Below are 20,070 nucleotides of genomic sequence, written 5' to 3' on the forward strand. Positions count from 1 at the left end.
CGGCGACCCCCTGATCAACATGGTCGACATGACAATCATTGAGGCAATGACGCGGAGACGCCCGCCGCTGCTCACCGCCGGGATGCTCGCGGCGCCCATCTGGATCCTGCTCGCCACGGCCCAGGCGGCCACCCGAACGGGCTTCGACCTGATCCGGCACCCGATCAGCATGCTCTCGCTGGGCGACCTCGGCTGGATCCAGGTCTCCAGCTTCCTGGTGACCGGTGTGATGACCCTGTGCGGTGCGGCGGGGATGCGCCGCGCCGGCCTGGGCGGCGTGTGGGGGCCTCGCCTGCTCGGCCTGCAAGGGCTCGGCCTGATCGTGGCGGGCGTCTTCCCGGCCGATCCGGGCTTCGCGTTTCCTCCTGGTACGCCCGACGTGCCGGGGACGATGAGCCCGCTCGGAGCCGTGCATCTGGCGGGAGCCTGCGTCTCGTTCCTCGCGATGATCACGTGCTGTTTCGTGCTGAGCCGGCGGTTCGGCGGCACGTCCTGGGCCGTGGCGGGCCGCGCCGGCGGCGTGCTGCTCGCGGTCGGCCTGTGCTGGGGGATGAGCGGCGCGCCGGGCGGGCCGCTCGCCATGTTCGCCGGCGTCGTCGCCGCGTGGTCCTGGATCGCGGTGACCATGTCCACACTGGAGAAGGCCGTACGGGCCTGACAAGTCGTCATACGAGAGGGAGAGTCATATGTCTTTCCAGGCTTATCTGGACAACATCGAGACCAAGACCGGGCTGACGCCCCGCGAGTTCATCGAGCTCGCGAAGGAACGCGGGTTCGACGACCCGTCCGTGAAGGCGGGCACGATCGTCGAGTGGCTCAAGCAGGACCACGGGCTGGGCCGCGGGCACGCGATGGCGCTGGTACACGTGATCAAGAAGGGCCCGGCGATCGACGCCAAGCATGTCGGCAGCACCGGAACTCACCGGGACGAGTCCGACACCCTGTGGCTGGACGGAAAGGACAACCGGCCCTGATCCAGCCGGCGGCTCACCCATCGGTGGCCGCTAGGCGTGTCCCGTTCGAAAACCGGTGACCGGTGGTTACCGTAATGGTGCGCTTCGAGATCGCGCGTGCGACCGGGTCAGCTCCCCTGCGAAGACTTACGACGTCGACAGAAGGGGCTGCGTGCATGGACACGGTGACCGCGGGGACCGGTCATGTGCGTGAGCTGGTCGACCGGCACCTGGAGCGTTTCCTCGACCAGCAGATGGGCCGGCTCGGCTTCCTCGGCGAGGTGGACGTGGAGCTGGTCCGCGAGTTCCTGGCGGCGTTCGTGCTCGGCGGCGGGAAGAGGCTGCGGCCCTCGTTCGTCTACTGGGGGCACCGGGCGGCGGGCGGCGAGCGGCCGGAGGCGGTGCTGCCCGCCGCCTGCGCGGTGGAGCTGGTGCACGCGGCGGCCCTGCTGCTGGACGACGTGATGGACGAGGCGGGCTCCCGGCGCGGCCGGCCGGCGGCGCACGTCGCGCTGGCGGGGGTGCACCGGCGGTCCGGCTGGCGGGGCGACCCCGGCCGCTTCGGCGAGTCGGCGGCGACGCTGCTCGCGCTGCTGGCGCTCAGCTGGGCCGACGCCGCCCTGCTGGAGACGGGGCCGCGTCTGGGGCCCGCGCTCGACATCCTCACCCGGCTGCGGGTGGAGGCGATCGGCGGGCAGTATCTCGACCTGGCCCGTACGGCGGGGGCGGCGGGCGAGCAGGTGAGCGTCATCTCGCTCTACAAGTCGGGCAAGTACACGGTCGAGCGGCCCCTGCATCTCGGGCACGCCATCGCGGGCGGCTGCGCGGATACGCGGCGGACGCTGAGCGCGTACGCGCTGCCGCTGGGTGAGGCGTTCCAGCTCAGGGACGACGTCAACGGCGTGTTCGCGGAGCCGGCGCGCACCGGCAAACCCGTCGGCGCGGACCTGCTCCAGGGCAAGGCGACCTTCCTGCTCGCCGAGGCCCGCAGGCGGACCGGCAGCGCGTTCCTGGACCACATCACCGATGAGCGCGGCGTGGCGGTCGCGCGGGAGCTGATCGTGGAGTGCGGCGCGCTGGACGCGGCCGAGCGGCGCATCGCCGCACTGGCCGACGAGGCGGTCGCCGCACTGGACCGGCCGCCCGGCATCCCACCGGACGCCAGGCAGGCCCTGATCGAGCTGGCCGCCCTCTCCACCGGAAAGGCCCGCTGATGCACCTCTCAAAACCACCAGCCCCACTCACGAAAAGGCCCCGCTCCGAGTCGGCCGCGCCGTCCGTTGAAGGGGCTCGCTGATGCGGTCGGTGGTCGTTGTCGGGGCGGGGTTGGGCGGGCTGTCGGCGGCTGTCCAGCTGGCCGCGGCGGGGCGGGAGGTCACCGTGGTGGAGGCGATGGGCGAGCCAGGAGGGTGTTGCGGGACCGCCCGGGTGGGGGCGTACCGCTTCGACACCGGCCCGTCCGTGCTGACCATGCCCGGCGTGCTGGCCGAGATCTTCGGGGCGGCCGATCAGGACCTGCGCCACTGGCTGCCGCTGCGCCGCCTGGATCCCTCGTACCGGATGGTCTTCGACGACGGGTCGCGGCTGGACGTGCGGGCAGAGCGGGAGGCGATGGCGGAGCAGGTCCGGACGGTGTGCGGGCCCGCGGAGGCGGCGCGCTACGAGCGCTACCGGCGGTTGCTCGACGAGTTGTTCCGGGTCGAGTGGCCGGCGTTCATCGACGCGGACATGACCAGGCTGCGCGGTCTGGCCCGGCCCGCCGCGCTGCTGCGGCTGGCCGCGCTGGGCGGCTTCCGCCGGTTGGACCGGCTGGCGGCCCGTCACCTGACGGACCCGCGCCTGATCAAGGCGCACACGTTCCAGTCCCTGTACGTGGGACTGTCGCCGCAGCGCGCGCTGGGCATCTACGCCGTGATCGCGCACATGGACACCGTCGGCGGCGTGTACTTCCCGGAGCGCGGCGGCATGCACGCGATCCCGGCCGCCATGGCCGCCCTGCTGGACAAGCTGGGCGCGGGCATCCGCTACGGCGTCCGGGCCCGCAGGGTCGAGACCGACGGCGACGGCGTCACGGGAGTGCTGCTGGAGGACGGCGAACGGCTGCCGGCCGGGCACGTGGTCGTGGCCTGCGACCGGCTGGCGGCCCGGCGGCTGCTGCCCGCCCTCGCGGACGACTGGCGGCTGCGCCGTCCCCGCCACTCGCCCTCCTGCCTGGTGATCCACGCCGGATTGGAACGTTCCCTGCCCGACCAGGCGCACCACACGCTGCACTTCGGCCGGGCCTGGCGGGAGACGTTCACCGCGCTGGCGGCGGGCCGGCCGCAGCCGGACCCGAGCCTGCTGGTCACCTGTCCCGAGCCGGACGACGGGCACGCCACGCTCAGCGTCCTGGAGCCCGCGCCCAACCTGCGGCGCGCCGACTGGGGCCGCCTGCGCCCCGAGCTGGAGGCGCGGCTGCTCCGCCGGATGGCCGAGCTCGGCTACGGCGATCTCTCGGGGGCGCCCCGGCTGGTGCTGGACCCGCCCGCCTGGGCGGCGCGCGGGCACACCGCGGGCACCCCGTTCGCGCTGGACCACCGCTTCACCCAGACGGCGTGGCTGCGCCCGTCCGCCGTCGCCAGGCGGGTGCCGGGGCTGCACTTCGCCGGCATGTACACCGCGCCCGGGGTCGGGGTGCCGCCGGTGCTGATCTCCGGCCGGCTGGCCGCCGAACGCATACTCAAGGAGGCCCGTTGACGCTCACAGCCGGCTACGAACGCTGCCGGCGGCTGCACGCCCGCTACGGCCGCTCGTACTACCTGGCCACCCGGCTGCTGCCGCAGTGGAAACGGCGGCACGTGCACGCTCTGTACGGCTTCGCCCGCTACGCCGACGAGATCGTGGACTCCTTCACGATGACCGCCGACCGGTCGCGGGCGTTCGACGCGCTGGCCGCCGAGGTCGAGGCCGGGCTCGCGGGGGCGAGGACGGACGATCCGGTGCTGCCGGCGTTCCTGCACACCGTGCACTCCTTCGGCATCGGCCACGACGACATCCGGGCCTTCCTCGCGTCCATGCGCGCCGACCTCACGGTGACCCGGTACGCGACGTACGACGACCTGCTCGGCTACATGGCGGGGTCGGCCGCCGCGATCGGCACGATGATGCTGCCGGTGCTGGAGGCGACGCCCGGCCGCGAGGAGGCGGCCCGCGAGCCCGCCCGCCAGCTCGGCCTGGCGTTCCAGCTCACCAACTTCCTGCGCGACGTCGGCGAGGACTTCGCCAGGGGCCGCGTCTACCTGCCGATGGAGGACCTGGATAAGTTCGGGGTGAGACCGGACGAACTGGGCGCGCCCCGTACCGGATCCGCTCTGCGGGACCTGCTGGCCTTCGAGGCCGGGCGCGCCCGCGACCACTACCGCGCCGCAGCGGGCGGCGTCGGCCTGCTCGTCGCCTCGTCGCGGCCGTGCGTGCGCGCCGCCTCCGACCTGTACGGCGGCATCCTGGACGAGATCGAGCGCCGCGGGTTCGAGGTCCTGGCCGGTCGCGTACGGGTGCCGCGCCGGCGCAAGGCGGCCGTCTTCGCCCGCCACCTGCTGGCCGCCGCCGAGGCGGGCAGGGCCGAGCGCCGCGTCCGCGTGGAGCTGCCGTGACCGCCGTGGCGCCCGTGGTCCTGGACGCGATGGGCGGCGACCACGGGCCCGCCGAGACGGTGGCCGGCGCGGTGGCGGCGTGGCGGGCGCACGGGGTGCCCGTCATCCTCGTCGGCGCGCTCGGCCAGGTGGACAGGGAGCTGAAACGGCACGGCGCCGTCGGAGAGATCGCCGTGGTGCACGCCGAGGACACGGTCCCGATGGCCGAGCCCGGCGCCGCCGCCGCGACGCTGGCCACCTCCAGTCTCGCCGTGGGCTGCGAGCTGGTCCGCCGGGGCGAGGGCGGGGCGTTCGTGTCCGCCGGGTCCACCGGCGCGGTGGTCTCGTGCGCGGTGCGCGGCATCGGCCGGGCCGCCGGGGTGCTGCGGCCCGCCCTGGCCGTGGCGCTGCCCACGCTGACGGGCGGCGCGAGCGTGCTGGTGGACGCGGGCGCGACAGCGGATCCGAGCCCGGCCATGGTGGCCCAGTTCGCCCTGCTGGGCGCGGGGTACGCGCGGACCGTGCTGGGGCGGGCCGACCCGGTGGTGGGCCTGCTGTCGATCGGCTCCGAGCCGGGCAAGGGCAACCGGCTGACCCGCCGGGCCGGGGAGCTGCTCGCCGCGCTGCCGCTGCGCTTCCACGGCAACGTCGAGGGGCACGACGTGCTGGCCGGCACGGTGGACGTGATCGTCACCGACGGGTTCACCGGCAACGTGGTGCTCAAGAGCGTCGAAGGCTGCGTCCGCACGGCGCTGGCCATGGTCGCCGGCGCCGGGATCGCCTCCCCGGACCGGCTCGCCGAGGTGGCCCGCCGCTACGACCCGGAGACCCACGGCGGCGCCGCCCTCCTCGGGCTCGGCGGCACGGTCGTCGTCGCGCACGGCTCCTCTCCGGCGGCCACGATCACCCGGGCGTGCGTGGTGGCGCACGCGCTGGCGGCGGCGCCTTGACCGGCTCAGCGCAGCGGGTCGGCCCCGTCCCAGGTGCCCTCGCTGGCGTACGGGATGAAACGGGCGAACAGCTCCTCGGCGTACCAGTCGTGCGTCCGCACCTGCTCGATCACCCGCCGGTGCGCCTCGCCCCGGTAGGCGAAGGCGCGCACCGCCTCGCGGTCGCGCCACAGCGAGAACGTCGCCTGCCGGGCCAGCGGCCACTCGCCCATGCCGATCGAGGCCAGGCAGCCGTCCTGCCGCCGCAGCAGCTCGTCGACCGGCGGCACCGCTCGATAGAAGCCGACCAGGCGGCCGGGCCGGATCGACGCCCTGGTCAGCACCGCCACCGGCCCTCCGGCACCGCCGTCCCGGGCCGTCGGGGGTCCCGACGCGGTGAAGGGGTCGCGGCCCGACCAGAGGCCGCGCGAGGTGGTGGGGGTCAGCCGGACCTGCCAGCGTTCGGACGCCTCGGCCTGCCAGCGGGCCGCGATCGGCGAGGTGCGCAGGAACTCCTCCAGGTCGTCCTCGCCGCGCCAGACCGCGAACAGCGCCCACCGGCGCAGGTCGGCCCCGAGGGACATGGCCCGGCCCCGGCCGGTGCCGAGCAGCCGCCAGAACAGCAGCCCGCCGGCCCGCCGCAGCAGCGGACGGTCGAAGGCCATGTGCCGCATCGCGCGGGCGCTGTCGTACCGGACGAGGTGGAACGACGCGATGGTTGAGGTGCTGGTGTCGGTCATCGTCGGTTACCTGGTCGGCTCGGTGCCGGTCGCGGTCCTGGTGGCGCGGGCGCACGGCGTCGATCCGCGCGACGTCGGCGACCGCAACCCCGGGTACTGGAACGTCAAGGAGCAGCTGGGCACGCGGGCGGCCGTGCCGGTGTTCGCCGGCGACACGGTGAAGGGCGCGCTGGCCGCCCTGGCGGGGCTGCTGGTCAGCGGGGCCCACACCACCGCGCTGGGCGTGGTGACGGGGGCGAGCGTGGTGCCGGTGTATCTGGCGGTGGCGGCGGCCATGGCCGGGCACGCGTGGCCGGTCTTCGCCGGTTTCCGTGGCGGCCGGTCCATCCTGACCTTCGCGGGCGGGATCGCGGTCATCTGCCCTCCCGCGTTCGTGCTGGCGGTGGCCGCGCTGGCGGGCACGGCGCTGGCGGTGCGTTCGTTCGCGGTGGGGGCGCGCCTGGCGGTGTTCGGCGTGCCGGTGCTGCAGCTGCTGTTCGCGCCCCCGGAGCTGGTGGCGGCGACCGGCGCGCTGATGTGCCTCATCGGGCTCCGGTTCGGCCAGGCCGCGCTGGCCGCGCGCCGCCGCTGACGTCCGGGTACGTACGGCCCCGCCAGGTTCGTACGGGACGCAGCGTGGCCTGGGTCAGCCGGAAGGCGGAGGCGGGGTCGAGCAGCGGCGACAGCAGCAGGCCCGCGCCCGGTCCGCGATAGCTGCCGCGCAGCGCCCCGGTCAGCAGCAGCCGCGCCCCCAGCAGGGCCACGTCCAGGACGGTCGGGCGGCCGGCGGCCAGGCGGAGCACGGGCAGCGCGCAGGTCAGCCAGATGACGGCCAGGTCGGCCGCCTGCCATCCGGGCCCGGTCACGTCGCGCAGCGGCAGCGAACGGCCCCACTCCCGCCACAGCTCGCCCACCGAGTCGTGCATGTCGACCTCCAGCAGGCCGCCCGCGTCCAGGAACCCCACGGCCCAGCCCCGTCCGGCCAGGCAGCGGGCCAGCGCCACGTCGTCGGTCATCCGGTCCCGTACGAGCGCGAAACCGTCCGCCTCGGTCATCCGTGCCCGCCGGAAGGCCATGCATTGGCCGTTGGCGACCGTACGGTGCGGAGGCGGCGGGCTCGCCGGGCCGACCGGCCCGAACCGGTAGACCAGCGTCGCCAGCATGGACGCGTGCAGGGCCTGCTCCAGCACGCCGTCGCAGACGAACCGGGGGCCCGCGCTCACCAGGTCGTACCGCTCCAGGGCCTCCGCCAGCGCGCCGGACAGGCCGGGCGCGGGCCGGGCGTCGGCGTCCAGCGTGACCACGACCTCGCCGGCGGCCGCGGCCACCCCCTGGCGCAGCGCCCACTGCTTGCCCACCCACCCTTCGGGCAGCGGCTCTCCTGTGACGACCTTGGCCCCCATGGCGGCCGCCACCTCACCCGTACCGTCCTTTGAACCGTCGTCCACCACGATCACCTCGCTCACGGCGGGGTCCGCGAGCGCGGCCCGCAGGCACGGCCCGATCCTGGCCGCCTCGTCCCGCGCCGGGATCACCACAGAGATCGTCCCCCCGTGACGACGACGCGGCCGCAGCGCCGGCAACCGCCGCCGCCCCCGCGCCAGTCTCACCCCCACGACCACACCCGCGACCACCTGCGCGACAGCAAGCGCCCTCATCCCACCCCACCCCGAACGTCACGCGCGACGGCGAACGACGCACTCGCGTCCCACCACGGAAATCCCGCGCGGGTCAGCGGCGTCATCGTGTCCCGCCGCAGAAGCCCTGCGCGGGTCGGCGGCCTCATCGTGTGCCGCCCGGGAAGTCGCGTGCGATCAGGTCGGCCACGATGCGTGCGCCCAAGGTCACCATGGGGAGGCCGCCGCCTGGGTGGGTGGAGCCGCCGACGAGGTAGAGGCCGTGGCGGGGGCCGCGGTTGGCGGGGCGGAGGAAGGGGGCCAGTCTGCCGTGGGAGGCGCTGCCGTAGATGGCGCCGCCCCAGGAGCCGTAGCGGTCGCGCAGGTCGGCGGGGGTGAAGACGTCGGCGAAGCGCAGGCGGCCCGCCAGGTCGTGGCCGCGCTCGGCCAGCCGTTCCAGGACCAGGTCCCGGTACGCGTCCACGCCGATCGGCCATCGTCCCGGGTCGCGGGCGGGCACGTTGACCAGCATCGTCCAGTTCTCCGCCCCCGCCGGAGCCTGGGAGGGGTCGTCGACCGACGAGCAGCCGAGGTAGATCGTCGGCTCGCGCGGCGGGCTCCCGCGGTCGAAGATGTCGGCGAACTCCCCTTCGTAGTCGGCCGAGAACAGCACCGAGTGGTGCGGCAGCCCGGGCGTGCGCCCCTCCACCCCGGCGAGCACCAGCAGCGCCGACGACGACGGCCCCAGCCGGGCGATCCCGCGCAGCCGCCCGCGATCGGGCAGCAGGCGGCCGTACAGGGCGGCGGCGTCGGTGTTGGCCACCACCACGTCCGCCCGCACGATCTCCCCGCTCGCCAGCCGCACCCCCGTGACCCGGGAGCCGCCGGCCTCGACCGCGGCGACCGGCTCGGACAGGAACACCCGCACCCCCTCGGCCTTCAGCAGCATCGCCAGGTCGTCGGCCAGCCGCGCCAGCCCGCCCGGCGCGTACCAGACGCCCTGCCCGTGCTCCAGCGCGGGGACGCAGCCCAGCGCGGCGGGCGCGCGGTACGGGCTCGACCCGGCGTAGGTGGCGTAGCGGCCGACGTACTGCCGCAGGCGGGCGTCACGGAAGTAGCGGCGGGCCAGCCCGGCCAGCGTGCGTGCGGGCGCCACGGCCAGCAGGTCGGACAGCCGGGCCTCGCCGGGCGGCCGGAGCAGCGGCCCGGCGAACACGGTCCGGCTCGCCGCCTCCAGGCAGCCCCGCGCCCAGCCGTGGAAGGCGCGCCAGGCCCGCCCTTCCCCGGGGGCCAGCCGTTCCACCTCGGCGGCCATCAGCCCGGGGTCGCGCCGGGCGTCCAGCACCGTGCCGTCGGCGAACCGGTAGCGGCACAGCAGTTCCGGCTCGACCAGCTCGCGGTCCAGCCCCAGCTCGCGGAAGATCCCGGGCATGGTGAGCATCGACGGCCCGAGCGAGAAGGCGAACCCGTCACGGCGGTGCTCGGCCAGCTTGCCGCCCAGCCGGGGCAACTGCTCGTACAGCCGGACCTCGTGGCCCTGCCTGGCCAGCAGCAGCGCGCACACCATGCCGCCGACGCCGCCGCCGATCACCGTCACCTCTGCCATGACCGCCTCCAGGCGAGCGCGGCGAACGCGCCCATCGTGATCCCCCCGGCCGCCGCCACCAGCGGGTCGGTGGGGTCGAACACCGCCGCGAAGGCGAGCGTCTCCATGACCGCCATGGCCGTGTAGAGCGCGAGCAGCCCTCGTCCCGGCTCCGCGTCGCCGCCGACGCGCCCGACGACCACCATGACCAGGGCCGACACGAGGAGCCATCCGGCGAAGTTGCTCAGCGGGATGCCGCGGTAGAAGCCGTGCTCCGCCCACGTCCACAGCCCGAGGCGGACCATCTGCGGGTCGAGGAACAGGTCCCACGCCGTCAGCGCGCCCGCGCCGACGCAGACCCGCGCCCAGCCGGCCGGTGCGACGGCGACCGCCACCGCGTACGCCGCCAGCCCCATGCCGCCCCACGCCAGCGCCACCACGACGGGCACGCCGCCCAGCTGGGGCTGGAGCACGTCGCCGTAGCCGTACTCGCCGAACGGGAACCCGGTCAGCAACCCGACCAGCTCGGCCGCGTACCCGGTCAGCACGGCCGCGCCGAACGCGGCCAGCGCCCGCCGCGGCCCCCACGCGCCGGTGGCGAAGGCGACGGCGCACGCGGCGAGCAGCACCACGATCGGCCCGGTGAACCGCTCCGGCCGCGCATCCAGCCCGGACGCCACCTGCACGACCATCATCGCCAGCAGGGCCGTCACGCCCAGCGCGCGGGCCGGCCCGAGGGCCGTACCCATGACCTGTTCGCCCGGTGTCCGTTTCACCCGCTGTCTTTCGGAGGAGCCCGCGTTCCCGGTGCTTGTGCCCGGCCGCGCCCCAAGCCAGCGCCATGGTCAGCCCAGCGTCAGGACGAGAACGCGGACGCGCGCGTCATGCCTCGCGTGGTGGGCAGCTGGAGGGCATGGCTGAGGAGCACGGGTGCGGCAGGCCGCGGGTGGCGGTGTCGAGCTGCCTGCTCGGCGCGCGCGTACGGCACAACGGCAACCACAGCCGCGCCCGCTACCTCACCGACGAGCTGGCGCCGTTCGTGGACTGGGTGCCGATCTGCCCGGAGATGGAGATCGGCCTCGGCACGCCCCGCGAGTCGCTGCGGCTCGAACGCTCCCCCAGCGGCCCCCGGCTCATGACCAGGAACACCGGCCGCGACCTCACGCCCGCCATGACCGGGCTGGCCGCCGAGCGGTCCGCCGGGCTGGACGTCGACGGGTACGTGTTCAAGGCGAAGAGCCCGAGCTGCGGCATCCACGGCATCCCGCTCTACAACGGGGAGACGATGGTGACCCGGCAGAACCGGGGCCTGTTCGCCGACGCGGTGATCGAGAGCCATCCCCTGCTGCCCGTGGAGGACGAGGGCCGGCTCCGCGACGCCGTCCTGCGGGAGGCGTTCACCGAGCGGATCTTCGCCCACGCGCGCCTGCGCGAGCTGCTGCGGAGCGACTGGCGGCCGCGCGACCTGGTGGCCTTCCAGTCCCGGCACAAGATGCAGCTGCTCGCGCACTCCACCGAGGGCTACCGCGAGACCGGCCGCCTGGTCGCGGAGGCGGGCACGCGCCCGCGCGAGGAGCTCGCCGACGCCTACGGCACCGCGTTCCGCACCGCGATGGCGGTCAAGGCGTCGGTCGGGCGCAACGTCAACGTCCTGCAGCACTGCCTCGGCATGCTCGGCGACGAGCTCGACCCGGTCCGCCGGGCCGACCTGGCCGAGGTCATCGCCTCCTACCAGGAGCGCCGGGTGGCGCTCAGCGTGCCGCTCGCCCTGCTGCGCCACCACGCCCGCGGCGAAGCCGCCACCTACGTCCAGAACCAGACCTACTTCCTCCCGTATCCGGACGAGCTGGGCCTGCGCAACCATGTCGTGTGACGTGCGCGGGCCCGGGTATGCGCAGGTCATGGCCGAAAAGCGGAAGAAGGACCCGTCGGTGGGCGACGAGGTCACCTGGCGCAGCCACGGTTCCACCGCCCACGGCAAGGTCGAGAAGAAGATCACCAAACGGGAGAAGGAGGCCGGCCGTACCGTGGCCGCCTCGCCCGACGAGCCCCAGTACGTGGTGCGCAGCGAGAAGAGCGGCAAGAAGGCCGTGCACAAGCCGTCGGCCCTGCGCAAGGACAAGGGCTCCTGATGACCGGGGAGGAGGAGCGGGCGATCGCGGCCGAGTTCGGCAAGGCGGTGAACATGACCGCCGGAGAGCTGAAGCGCTGGCTCGACACGGACGAGTCCAAGGCGGTCGGGCAGAAGGACGGCGGCGGCGAGTCCACCGGCCACGAGTCCGGCCGCAAGATCGTCGAACTGCTCCACAAGAAGGAGTCGGCTCTCACCGAGCAGGACTACGCGCACATGCGCAAGGTGATCGGCTACGTGCACCGCCACCTGGCGCAGCGGCCGTCCGGCGACGTCCGGGAGACCAGATGGCGTTACTCGCTGATGAACTGGGGCCACGACCCCCTCAAGTGACCGCGAAGATCCTCCCCGGCTTCTGACGGGTTGACAGCTGATCCAGAGCACCGGCTACTCTCTCATATATGAACAGCTCTTCAAGTGACAGTGTGTTGACCATCGACGGCTGCAGCGTCAAGGTGGTCGACGGTGACCGGGTCGCCGCCGTGCGCGAGCGGATGCCCGCCCCCGAGGACGTGGTCGACACCGCCGACGTCTTCGGCCTGCTGTCGGACCCCAACCGGCTGCGGCTGCTGGTCGCGTTGCTGGACGGAGAGCTGTGCGTGTGCGACCTCGCGGCGGTGACCGGGCAGAGCGAGTCGGCCGTCTCCCACGCCCTGCGACTGCTGCGCGCGCACCGCATCGTGGCCGCCCGGCGGTCCGGCCGGATGGCGTACTACCGGCTTGAGGACCCGCACGTGCGGATGCTGCTGGACCTGGCGCTGGAGCACACCGGACACACCGAGGCGATCCACCCAGAGCGCGGCGGGGACCACTGATGGGCACCGGGCACGGGCACGGCCACGCGGCCGGCCGGCACCGCTGGCGGCTGGCGGTCTCCTTCGCCCTGATCGGCGCGTTCTTCGTGGTGGAGCTCGTCTACGGTCTCCTCTCCGGCTCGCTGGCCCTGCTGTCGGACGCCGGCCACATGGCGGCCGACGTGGTCACCCTCGGCGCGGCGCTGGTCGCCACGCGGATCGCCACCCGGCCCGACACCACCGGCCGGCGCAGCTACGGCTCCTACCGCGCCGAGGTGTTCGCCTCGCTGCTGGCCGTGGTGCTGATGATCGTCGTCTCGGTCTACGTGGTGGCCGAGGCGATCGGCCGCATCGGCCACCACGTGGCGGTCTCCTCCGGCCCGATGCTGGTCGTCGGCGCGCTCGGCCTGGCCGTCAACCTGGTCGCCCTGATGCTGCTGCGTTCCGGCGCCGCCGAGAGCCTGAACGTCAAGGGCGCCTACCTGGAGGTCGTGGCCGACACCGCCGGCTCCGTCGGCGTCATCGTCGCCGGCTGGCTGGTCGCGACCACCGGCCGGCCCATCTGGGACACCGTCATCGCCCTGGCCATCGGCGTCTTCGTCGCCGCCCGGGCGATCTCGCTCGGCCGCCAGGTCTTCGCCGTGCTGGGCCAGCACGTCCCCGAAGGCATCGACGCCGGCGCCGTGGCCCAGGACCTGTCCGCCATCGACGGCGTCCGCGACGTGCACGACCTGCACCTGTGGACGCTGACGTCCGGCATGAACGTCGCCACCGCCCACCTGGTCACCGCCGACCAGAGCGACAACCACGCGGTGCTGGACCAGGCGCGCGACCTGCTGCTCCAGCGGCACGGCGTGGCGCACGCCACCTTGCAGGTCGAGCCCGCCGACCACAGCGGCTGCGACGAACTGGGCTGGTGACCTGAGCGTCCACCGCGGCCGATCGAACTTCTTCGCCTGAGGTGCGTATCTCGGAATGGAAGAGCTCTGCCTACACCCCCGGGGACCGCACCATGAAGACTTTCGTCGGCAAGCCGCTCGGCGCCGCGTGCGCCGTGGTTCTCGGCACGCTCCTCACCGCGTGCTCGACGCCGGCCGCGGGGGAGCCCGCGGCCGCGCATCACGCCCACGCGGCTCCACCGGCCGCCGCCGCCAAGCCGGCGACCGCGGCGAGCATCGACCAGATCGGCGCCGCGCTCGGCTGCCCCAGCCCCGACGTGCAGATCGACGCCGACGAGCTGCGGCAGGCCGTCTGCCGGACGTCCGCGGCCCACTCCGTCCTGGTCACCTTCACCACGGGCAAGGGCCAGCGCGACTGGCTGGACGCCGCCCAGCCGTACGGCGGCACCTACCTGGTGGGCGAGCGCTGGGTGGTCGTCTCCGACCCGGCGGTGCTGGAAGGCCTGCGCGCGAAGCTCGGCGGCGCCATCGAGTCGACGCAGCACCACTGACCAGGACCGCGACACCCGGCTGAGAGGATGGGCACATGGCCCCGGTCCTCCGTCTGATCCGCGCGGCCGCCTTCGCGGCGGTCTGCGTCGTGGTCTCGGCCTGCGGCCACCTGTTCGCCGGCGGCGGCGCGATATCGGGGTCCGCGCTGGTGATCAGCCTGATCGCGTCCTTCGCCCTCGCACTCGCCTGCAACAGGCGCGAGCGTACGCGGGAAGCCGTGCTCACCGCGACCGTGCTCGCCCAGCTCGTCCTGCACCAGACGTTCGCGCAGGTCGCGCCCGGCGGCGTCACCTCCACGGACCACGGCCACACGAACGCCGGCATGGCGCTGGTCCACCTGACCCTCGCGCTGGTCAGCGGCTGGTGGCTGCACCAGGGCGAGAGCGTCGTGTGGACGATGCTGCGGCTGTGGGGGGTCGCGCCGCTGCGGCTGCTGCTCCTGGTGCTCGCCTCGCCCGTACGGGCTCCCCGGTGCGTGCGGCCGGTTCGGTCCGCCGGCCGGAGCGGTCCCCGGCGCTCCCTGGAGTTCACGGCGGCGGTGCACCGGCGCGGCCCGCCCGCGCTCGCCAGCGCCGGCTGACGTACGCGTCCCCCGGCGCCCCGTGGTCATCAGGTGCGCGCGTCGTCACAGCCGCGCGCCCGCTCGGCATACCCGGCTGAGGGCCGGGCCTGTACCTACGGAGTTGCACGATGGCGATCGCGCCGCGTTCCATCCTGGCCGCGCTGATATGCGGCCTGCTTGTGGTGTTCTGTTCTCCCGCCGCCCTGGCTCACGACTCGTTGAAGGCGAGCTCGCCGGCCAAGGACGCCACTGTCACCTCGCTCGACGAGATCGAGCTGGAGTTCACCTCCCGCGTCCGCATGCCCTTCGTGGCCCTGCGCGACGCCGGGGACCGGCAGGTGGACCTCGGCGAGCCGCAGGTCGAGGGGAAGTTCGTCCGGACGGAGGTGCCCGAGCCGCTGCCGGCCGGAAAGTACGTCATCGCCTGGCGGGTGGTGTCGTCCGACGGCCACCCGATCGAGGGCGAGATCCCCTTCACGGCCGAGGGCGAGCCCTCACCGGAGCCGTCCACGCCGACCCCGGCCGCTGAGCAGAGCACGCCGCCGAGCGTCCCCGCCGAGACCACCGCGCCCGCGGCGCCGGAGAGTTCCGCCGTCGCCGCGGCCGAGGCGGGCGACGGGATCCCCGGCTGGATCTGGGTGGCCGCCGCGGCGCTCGCGCTGGTGGGCGTCGGCCTCTGGCTGGCGGGTTCCAGGGCGAAGCGGCCGGAGTGAACGGGCTGACGCCGGGGTTCTTGCGGCCCCGGCGCCGGTCCGTCGGAACACCGACTTCCTTCAGGACGGTGACCATGTGACCGGGCTGACAGAGGTGGTCATGCCGTTGAGTACGAGCCTGAGCATGGGGGCGACGGTGCCGCCGAAACCGGCCCGCGCCTGCGCCGCTCCCGCGGATCGGGGGTCCATGCCCTGGTGGGAGCGGTAGTTGGCGAAGCTGACCACGCGGAGATGAATACGGCCTCGCCGCCACGCGCGACCTTCTGGGTACCGTACGGCCGCGTGCGCTGATCTGCTTCAACGACCGGATCGCCATGGGGGCCTACCAGGCACTCGACGACTTCGGGCTCAAGGTCCCCGCGGACGTCTCCGTCGTCTCCTTCGACGACCACCCCATCGCCTCGTGGATGCGGCCCAAGCTGACCACCGTGGCGCTGCCCCACTACGAACTGGGCCGCAAGGCCGTCGACGTGCTGTTCACCGAGATCGACCGCGACCGCTCGGACACCGGCCGGGTGGGCGACGTGCACCGGGTTCCGATGCACGTCCGCAGCCGCGAATCCGTCACGCCGCGGCCCGAGTGGGCGCCGCGGGACCGTCCCGCGTTAGCCTGATCCGCATGGACGACGGTGTGGAGATCATCGCCTTCCCCGACGCGGAGGCCTTCGAGAACTGGCTGGCCGAGCACCACACGCGGGCGGAAGGCGTCTGGGTCAAGGTGGCCAAGAAGAAGTCCGGCATCCCGTCCGTCACCGAGGACGAACTGGTCGACGTCGGGCTCTGCTGGGGCTGGATCTCGGGGCAGCGACGCGGCCTGGACGATCTCCACTACCTGCAGAAGTACGTCCCGCGCCGCCCCAGGAGCCTGTGGTCGCGGGTCAACGTTGACAAGGTCGCCGAGCTGACGGCCGCGGGGCGGATGCGCGAGCCGGGGCTGGCCGAGGTGCGTCGCGCCCAGGAGGACGGGCGGTGGGATCGCGCGTACGAGTCGCAGAAGAACGCGACGGTGCCGCCCGACCTCGCCGCCCTGCTGGACGCCGACCCGGCTGCCCGGCAGGCGTTCGAGGCGCTCGACAAGACGGGCCGCTACCTGGTGATCCTGCCGCTCCTCCAGGCTTCCACCCCGGAGATCCGGCGGACCAGGCTCGCCAAAGCGCTGGAAGCCCTGGGGACGGGCGGTCGTCTCATGCCTCCTCCGGGGGAAGGTCGACCTGGAGGACGCGTTCGATGAGGGTCTGCCAGCTTTCGGCCAGGGGGTGGGCCGCTTCCATGGCCGGTGACGCGGCGTCCTCGTCCATGGACAGATAGAGCAGCAGCGGGCCTTCCAGTGCGGCGGTGAGCTGGACGGCGAGGGTGTCCGGGTGGGGCAGGCGCGAGCCTGACAGACCGAGGAGCATGCGGATGTGGGGCCGGGTCATGGCGACCTCGCCCACGGGGATCGGCTGGGCGCGGTCCAGGGCGGCCCGGGCGATGGCGTGGTGTTCCAGGAGGAAGGCGATGCGGGCGCGGCCGTAGGCGATCAGGCGCTGCGCGGGGTCGGCGCCCGGCCCCAGCGGGGGTGGGCCCGACAGCACCCGCTCCTGGAAGCGGCGCTCCTCCTCGTCGAGCAGGGCACGGAAGATGCCGGCCCGGGTGCGGAAGCGGCGGAAGACGGTGCCCTTGCCCAGACCGGCGCGCTCGGCGAGAGCGTCCATGGTCACCTTCCGCGTCCCGTGCTCAGCGATCATCGCGCGGGCCGCCGCCAGCAACTGCTCGCGGTTGCGTGCCGCGTCCGCGCGCTCACCACGTGGTTTTCCCAGGGGCACGACAGGGAAGTTCACCCGATCAATCTAACCGGGAATGTTAACCGGGGTAAAGTCCGTTTCTCTGTCGAGAGACGCGGGCCCTGGAGCTCTCCGGGCCGTCGCGTGCGACCACCCCCGCGTTCCGCGGGAAGCATCCACCCTGAAGAAGTGATCGATCCATGCACCTGTTCCGACTCGACGCCAGCATCCTCCCGGCCGCCTCCGTCAGCGCCGAGATCGCCGACCGAGCCGAAGCCGAGTGGACCGCCGCCCACCCCTGGGGCACGGTGACCCGCCGCCACCTGGGCACCGACCCGCTGGCCGCCGACGCCTGGGCACAGGCCGCCACCGCCCGCTCCACCCCCGAGGCCGACCGCACCCCGGCCCAGCGCGACGCCCTGGCCCTGGCCGCCGGACTGGCCGGGGAACTCCAGAACGCCGACGCCGTGATCATGGCCGTGCCGATCTACAACTACGGCGTCTCCCAGCACTTCAAGACCTGGTCCGACCTGGCCATGGCGGGCGCGGCCAAGGGCACCCCGCTGCTGAAGGGCACGCCCGCCGTACTGATCACCACCCTCGGCGGCGGCTACGGCCCCGGCACCCCGCGCGACGGGTGGGACCACTCGACCCCCTACCTGAAGCGCGTCCTCGCCGACGTCTGGCAGGCGGACCTCACCCTGATCAAGTGTGAGCTCACCCTCGCCGCCACCACCCCGGGCATGGAGGCACTGAGGGACCTCTCCGCCCGGCAGCGCGCCGACGCCCTGGCCGCCGCCCTCGAAGCGGGCCGGTCACTGGCCAAGGCCTGATCCCCGACGGCGACGGCGGGCCCCACGTCCCTGGCGGCCCGCCGTCGCCTCTCCTCTTCACGACGAGGATCATCCGGATTCGGTGGGGAGGCCGGCGTCGGTCCAGTCCTCGATGCCCTCCCGGTACTTGCGGACGTCGGTGTAGCCGAGGGCGGTGAGCCGGTCGGCGACCTGGCCGCTGTTGGGGCACGCCGGGTTGGAGCAGTAGGTGACGATGGCGGCGTCCAGGTCGGGGAGCAGGGCGGGCGCGAGCCTGTCGACGTCTTCCCTGACCAGGGCGATGGCGCCCGGCAGATGCCGCTTCGCGTGGTACTCGCCGCCCAGCGCGTCGACGACGGTCACGGTGCCCGCGTCGATCGCGGCCTTCAGTTCGTCCCGGGTGATGAGTGCGGTCATGCCGCCACCTCCAGAAGAATAGGACTATAGTCCGCTTATGTCTGGTGACAATAGCGGACCGCAGTCCGTTTCCGCAATCCCGTTGGAACTGCTTCTCAAGCCACCCCCGAAGGAACGGGCGGACGCGGCACGCAACCGGGCCGCCGTGCTGGAGGCCGCGGCCCGGCTGTTCGCCGAACACGGCGTGGAGGCGGTGTCCATGGATCAGGTGGCCGCGGCCGCGGGCGTCGGCAAGGGCACCTTGTTCCGCCGGTTCGGTGACAAGTCCGGACTGGCCGCGGCCCTGCTGGACGCCCGCGAGCGTGTGCTGCAGGAGGCGATCCTGCATGGACCGCCGCCGCTCGGCCCCGGCGCGGCAGCCGGCGAGCGACTCGCCGCGTTCGTGGACGCGTACTTCGACTACCTGCTGGAGCACCTGGACCTGATCCGCATGTCGGAGACCGCGGCGCCGGGTGCCCGCTACCGGATCGGGGCCTACCGGTTCTGGCACCGCCATGTGGCGATCCTGCTCGACGGCACGCCCGACCCCGACTACACCGCCCATGCGGTGCTGGCCGCCCTGTCGGCCGAGCACGTGTCCGCTCTCCTGCCGGAGCTGGGCGGGAAGCGGATACGCGCCGGCCTTCATCGCCTCGCCCGTACGGCGGCACGACCCTGCGACGGGTGAGCCCGCGCGACCGGCCCCCCATTCCCCGCTAGAACCTCCCAGAACCCTTGACTCACGCTCCGTGCAAATATACAAACGTTCATACACTGAACGAGGAGGCGGCCGTGACCACATACCGGACGGACGGGATGTCTCGGCGAGGATTTCTGGCGGGCACCGCGTCCATCACCGCGCTCGGCATGCTGGGCCTGGGGACGGCGGCGTGCGGAAGCTCGGCGGGAGCCGGCAAGACCACTGCCCGCATCGGGTGGGTGGAGCCGAAGACCGGCCGGCTCGCCGCCGCGTACAAGCCGATCTACGTCGGCGCGAGGCTGGCCCTGGAGGATCTCAAGGCGAACGGCGGGCTGCTCGGGCAGGCCGTTCAGGTCATGGAGGAGGACGACAAGGGAAGCCCGGCCTCTCAGCCGGCCGTGGCGCAACGACTCATCCGGGAGGAGCCGACGTTCGTGGTCGGGCCGACCGGGAGCTCCCAGGTCCTGGCGTCGGTGACGGCCCTCGCCCGGGCGAAGCTGATCCAGTCAGCCTGGGGCGGCGCGGAACTGCTCGGGGACGGCGACCGCTTCCCCTACCACTACCAGCTCGTCTACAACACCACCCAGCAGGCCAGGGTGGCGGCGCGTTTCCTGCACGAGGTCCGCGGGCTCCGCAAGATCGGCATCATCGTCGAGAACTCCGAGTTCGGCACGTCGATCCGGGACGCGGTCATCGCGACCCTGCGCGACTCCTACTCCGCGAAGCCGGTCGCGGTCGAGGTGTTCGAGGTGGACGCCTCCGACATGACGCCGTTCGTCCGCAACCTCGAACGGGCCGGCGTGGACGGCCTCGGCCTGTTCACCGGCCAGCCGCAGGCGACCATCCTGATCCTGCGGGCGATGGCGGCCAGCGACTTCCACCCGGTGATCGTCTCGCACGACCTCAACTACATCGAAGCTCTCGGGGAGTTCCCCCGCGCGCTGCTCGACGGGTTCTTCGGCACGACGTACCGAGGGCTCACCTACACCGGCGAGGAGGAGCCGTCCGCCGAGGTGCGCGCGCTGGTCGAGCGGATCGACAAGCATCCGGACACCGCGGGTCTCGGCTACTCGGCGGTGACCAGCCCGTACTACGACTACATGATGCTGATGGCCAAGGTGATCGAGGAGACCAAGAGCCTCGAACCGGCGAAGCTCAAGGCCGCGCTCGACCAGGTCGACGGCTACCAGGGCGTTCGGGCGAAGGTGTCGTTCACCGCGAAACGGCACTCCGGCATCGCCGACGAGGACATCACGGTGGGCACCCTCATGTCGGCGAAGGAGCCGCAGAGCCTGGGTGGGGTCCTCCGGCGGCGCGCGGACGGGATGTGACCGG

General features: G+C 73.4%; 27 protein-coding genes. 20 read left to right on the plus strand and 7 right to left on the minus strand.

Annotated elements, in window-relative coordinates:
- The first annotated feature begins 46 nt into the window (after positions 1 to 46).
- The 6 genes from KME79_RS35460 (at position 47) to KME79_RS35485 (ending at position 5,514) form a co-directional block, all read left to right on the plus strand.
- Complete coding sequence (locus KME79_RS35460; RefSeq protein ID WP_246640967.1) at positions 47 to 658, plus strand: DUF998 domain-containing protein; 612 nt, start codon at positions 47 to 49, stop codon at positions 656 to 658.
- Positions 659 to 686: 28 nt separating this feature from the next.
- Entirely contained in the window at positions 687 to 974 is a 288-nt protein-coding gene (locus tag KME79_RS35465; RefSeq protein ID WP_148035736.1) for a DUF4287 domain-containing protein, read from the plus strand.
- Between the two features lie 155 nt (positions 975 to 1,129).
- Entirely contained in the window at positions 1,130 to 2,167 is a 1,038-nt protein-coding gene (locus tag KME79_RS35470; protein WP_219549657.1) for a polyprenyl synthetase family protein, read from the plus strand.
- Between the two features lie 82 nt (positions 2,168 to 2,249).
- Positions 2,250 to 3,689, plus strand: a complete 1,440-nt coding sequence (locus KME79_RS35475; RefSeq protein WP_219549659.1) for a phytoene desaturase family protein — start codon at positions 2,250 to 2,252, stop codon at positions 3,687 to 3,689.
- Positions 3,686 to 4,585: a phytoene/squalene synthase family protein gene (locus KME79_RS35480; protein ID WP_219549661.1), complete on the plus strand. Its 900-nt coding sequence runs from the start codon at positions 3,686 to 3,688 to the stop codon at positions 4,583 to 4,585. Before KME79_RS35475 ends, KME79_RS35480 begins: the two co-directional genes overlap by 4 nt.
- Entirely contained in the window at positions 4,582 to 5,514 is a 933-nt protein-coding gene (locus KME79_RS35485; RefSeq protein WP_308249179.1) for a phosphate acyltransferase, read from the plus strand. Before KME79_RS35480 ends, KME79_RS35485 begins: the two co-directional genes overlap by 4 nt.
- A gap of 5 nt (positions 5,515 to 5,519) precedes the next feature.
- Here the strand turns inward: KME79_RS35485 and KME79_RS35490 are convergent, their stop codons facing one another.
- Positions 5,520 to 6,233 carry a spheroidene monooxygenase gene (locus tag KME79_RS35490; RefSeq protein ID WP_246640968.1) on the minus strand — a complete coding sequence of 238 codons (714 nt, stop codon included), beginning with the start codon at positions 6,231 to 6,233 and terminating at the stop codon, positions 5,520 to 5,522.
- On the opposite strand from KME79_RS35490, the gene KME79_RS35495 reads away from it, so the two are divergent.
- Entirely contained in the window at positions 6,208 to 6,804 is a 597-nt protein-coding gene (locus KME79_RS35495; protein WP_219549663.1) for a glycerol-3-phosphate acyltransferase, read from the plus strand. The genes KME79_RS35490 and KME79_RS35495 overlap by 26 nt on opposite strands.
- On the opposite strand, the gene KME79_RS35500 is transcribed toward KME79_RS35495, so the two are convergent.
- From KME79_RS35500 to KME79_RS35510, 3 genes are all read right to left on the minus strand, one after another.
- On the minus strand, positions 6,755 to 7,870 hold the full coding sequence (locus KME79_RS35500; RefSeq protein WP_219549665.1) for a glycosyltransferase family 2 protein: 1,116 nt from the start codon (positions 7,868 to 7,870) through the stop codon (positions 6,755 to 6,757). The genes KME79_RS35495 and KME79_RS35500 overlap by 50 nt on opposite strands.
- Positions 7,871 to 7,994: 124 nt before the next feature.
- Entirely contained in the window at positions 7,995 to 9,434 is a 1,440-nt protein-coding gene (locus KME79_RS35505; RefSeq protein ID WP_246640969.1) for a phytoene desaturase family protein, read from the minus strand.
- Positions 9,422 to 10,189: a carotenoid biosynthesis protein gene (locus KME79_RS35510; RefSeq protein ID WP_308249180.1), complete on the minus strand. Its 768-nt coding sequence runs from the start codon at positions 10,187 to 10,189 to the stop codon at positions 9,422 to 9,424. The genes KME79_RS35505 and KME79_RS35510 overlap by 13 nt, the downstream gene beginning before the upstream one ends.
- A gap of 137 nt (positions 10,190 to 10,326) precedes the next feature.
- Between KME79_RS35510 and KME79_RS35515 the strand changes: the two genes are divergently transcribed.
- The 8 genes from KME79_RS35515 to KME79_RS35550 all read left to right on the plus strand — a co-directional run bounded on the left by KME79_RS35515 (position 10,327) and on the right by KME79_RS35550 (position 15,064).
- Positions 10,327 to 11,286, plus strand: a complete 960-nt coding sequence (locus KME79_RS35515; RefSeq protein ID WP_219549667.1) for a YbgA family protein — start codon at positions 10,327 to 10,329, stop codon at positions 11,284 to 11,286.
- 28 nt (positions 11,287 to 11,314) lie between these two features.
- Positions 11,315 to 11,545 carry a hypervirulence associated TUDOR domain-containing protein gene (locus KME79_RS35520; protein ID WP_219549669.1) on the plus strand — a complete coding sequence of 77 codons (231 nt, stop codon included), beginning with the start codon at positions 11,315 to 11,317 and terminating at the stop codon, positions 11,543 to 11,545.
- Positions 11,545 to 11,877, plus strand: coding sequence for a DUF3140 domain-containing protein (locus tag KME79_RS35525; protein ID WP_219549671.1), 333 nt, complete (start codon positions 11,545 to 11,547; stop codon positions 11,875 to 11,877). Before KME79_RS35520 ends, KME79_RS35525 begins: the two co-directional genes overlap by 1 nt.
- Before the next feature lie 92 nt (positions 11,878 to 11,969).
- Entirely contained in the window at positions 11,970 to 12,359 is a 390-nt protein-coding gene (locus KME79_RS35530; RefSeq protein WP_271275534.1) for an ArsR/SmtB family transcription factor, read from the plus strand.
- A complete protein-coding gene (locus tag KME79_RS35535; RefSeq protein WP_219549673.1) occupies positions 12,359 to 13,258 on the plus strand; it encodes a cation diffusion facilitator family transporter in 900 nt (299 codons plus the stop codon). The genes KME79_RS35530 and KME79_RS35535 overlap by 1 nt, the downstream gene beginning before the upstream one ends.
- Before the next feature lie 92 nt (positions 13,259 to 13,350).
- Positions 13,351 to 13,788, plus strand: a complete 438-nt coding sequence (locus tag KME79_RS35540) for a hypothetical protein (RefSeq protein ID WP_219549675.1) — start codon at positions 13,351 to 13,353, stop codon at positions 13,786 to 13,788.
- A 35-nt stretch (positions 13,789 to 13,823) separates the two neighbouring features.
- Positions 13,824 to 14,369 (plus strand): hypothetical protein, encoded by a 546-nt coding sequence (locus tag KME79_RS35545; RefSeq protein WP_219549677.1) that lies wholly within the window; start codon positions 13,824 to 13,826, stop codon positions 14,367 to 14,369.
- Between the two features lie 110 nt (positions 14,370 to 14,479).
- Positions 14,480 to 15,064, plus strand: coding sequence for a copper resistance CopC family protein (locus tag KME79_RS35550; RefSeq protein ID WP_219549679.1), 585 nt, complete (start codon positions 14,480 to 14,482; stop codon positions 15,062 to 15,064).
- A gap of 60 nt (positions 15,065 to 15,124) precedes the next feature.
- On the opposite strand, the gene KME79_RS35555 is transcribed toward KME79_RS35550, so the two are convergent.
- Positions 15,125 to 15,289, minus strand: coding sequence for a hypothetical protein (locus tag KME79_RS35555; RefSeq protein WP_219549681.1), 165 nt, complete (start codon positions 15,287 to 15,289; stop codon positions 15,125 to 15,127).
- Between the two features lie 38 nt (positions 15,290 to 15,327).
- Between KME79_RS35555 and KME79_RS35560 the strand changes: the two genes are divergently transcribed.
- Both KME79_RS35560 and KME79_RS35565 read left to right on the plus strand, forming a co-directional pair.
- On the plus strand, positions 15,328 to 15,678 hold the full coding sequence (locus KME79_RS35560) for a substrate-binding domain-containing protein (RefSeq protein ID WP_219549707.1): 351 nt from the start codon (positions 15,328 to 15,330) through the stop codon (positions 15,676 to 15,678).
- A gap of 5 nt (positions 15,679 to 15,683) precedes the next feature.
- Positions 15,684 to 16,295: a YdeI/OmpD-associated family protein gene (locus KME79_RS35565; protein ID WP_219549682.1), complete on the plus strand. Its 612-nt coding sequence runs from the start codon at positions 15,684 to 15,686 to the stop codon at positions 16,293 to 16,295.
- On the opposite strand, the gene KME79_RS35570 is transcribed toward KME79_RS35565, so the two are convergent.
- A complete protein-coding gene (locus KME79_RS35570; RefSeq protein ID WP_219549683.1) occupies positions 16,249 to 16,884 on the minus strand; it encodes a TetR/AcrR family transcriptional regulator in 636 nt (211 codons plus the stop codon). The genes KME79_RS35565 and KME79_RS35570 overlap by 47 nt on opposite strands.
- A gap of 143 nt (positions 16,885 to 17,027) precedes the next feature.
- Between KME79_RS35570 and KME79_RS35575 the strand changes: the two genes are divergently transcribed.
- Positions 17,028 to 17,660: an FMN-dependent NADH-azoreductase gene (locus KME79_RS35575; RefSeq protein WP_219549684.1), complete on the plus strand. Its 633-nt coding sequence runs from the start codon at positions 17,028 to 17,030 to the stop codon at positions 17,658 to 17,660.
- A 69-nt stretch (positions 17,661 to 17,729) separates the two neighbouring features.
- Here the strand turns inward: KME79_RS35575 and KME79_RS35580 are convergent, their stop codons facing one another.
- Entirely contained in the window at positions 17,730 to 18,056 is a 327-nt protein-coding gene (locus KME79_RS35580) for a rhodanese-like domain-containing protein (protein ID WP_148035764.1), read from the minus strand.
- Between the two features lie 82 nt (positions 18,057 to 18,138).
- Between KME79_RS35580 and KME79_RS35585 the strand changes: the two genes are divergently transcribed.
- Together KME79_RS35585 and KME79_RS35590 are read left to right on the plus strand one after the other, a co-directional pair.
- Positions 18,139 to 18,723 (plus strand): TetR/AcrR family transcriptional regulator, encoded by a 585-nt coding sequence (locus tag KME79_RS35585; protein WP_246640971.1) that lies wholly within the window; start codon positions 18,139 to 18,141, stop codon positions 18,721 to 18,723.
- Between the two features lie 104 nt (positions 18,724 to 18,827).
- Positions 18,828 to 20,066 carry an ABC transporter substrate-binding protein gene (locus KME79_RS35590; RefSeq protein WP_219549686.1) on the plus strand — a complete coding sequence of 413 codons (1,239 nt, stop codon included), beginning with the start codon at positions 18,828 to 18,830 and terminating at the stop codon, positions 20,064 to 20,066.
- Positions 20,067 to 20,070 lie beyond the last annotated feature (4 nt).

Source organism: Nonomuraea harbinensis (assembly GCF_019396385.1).
GTDB lineage: Bacteria > Actinomycetota > Actinomycetes > Streptosporangiales > Streptosporangiaceae > Nonomuraea > Nonomuraea ferruginea.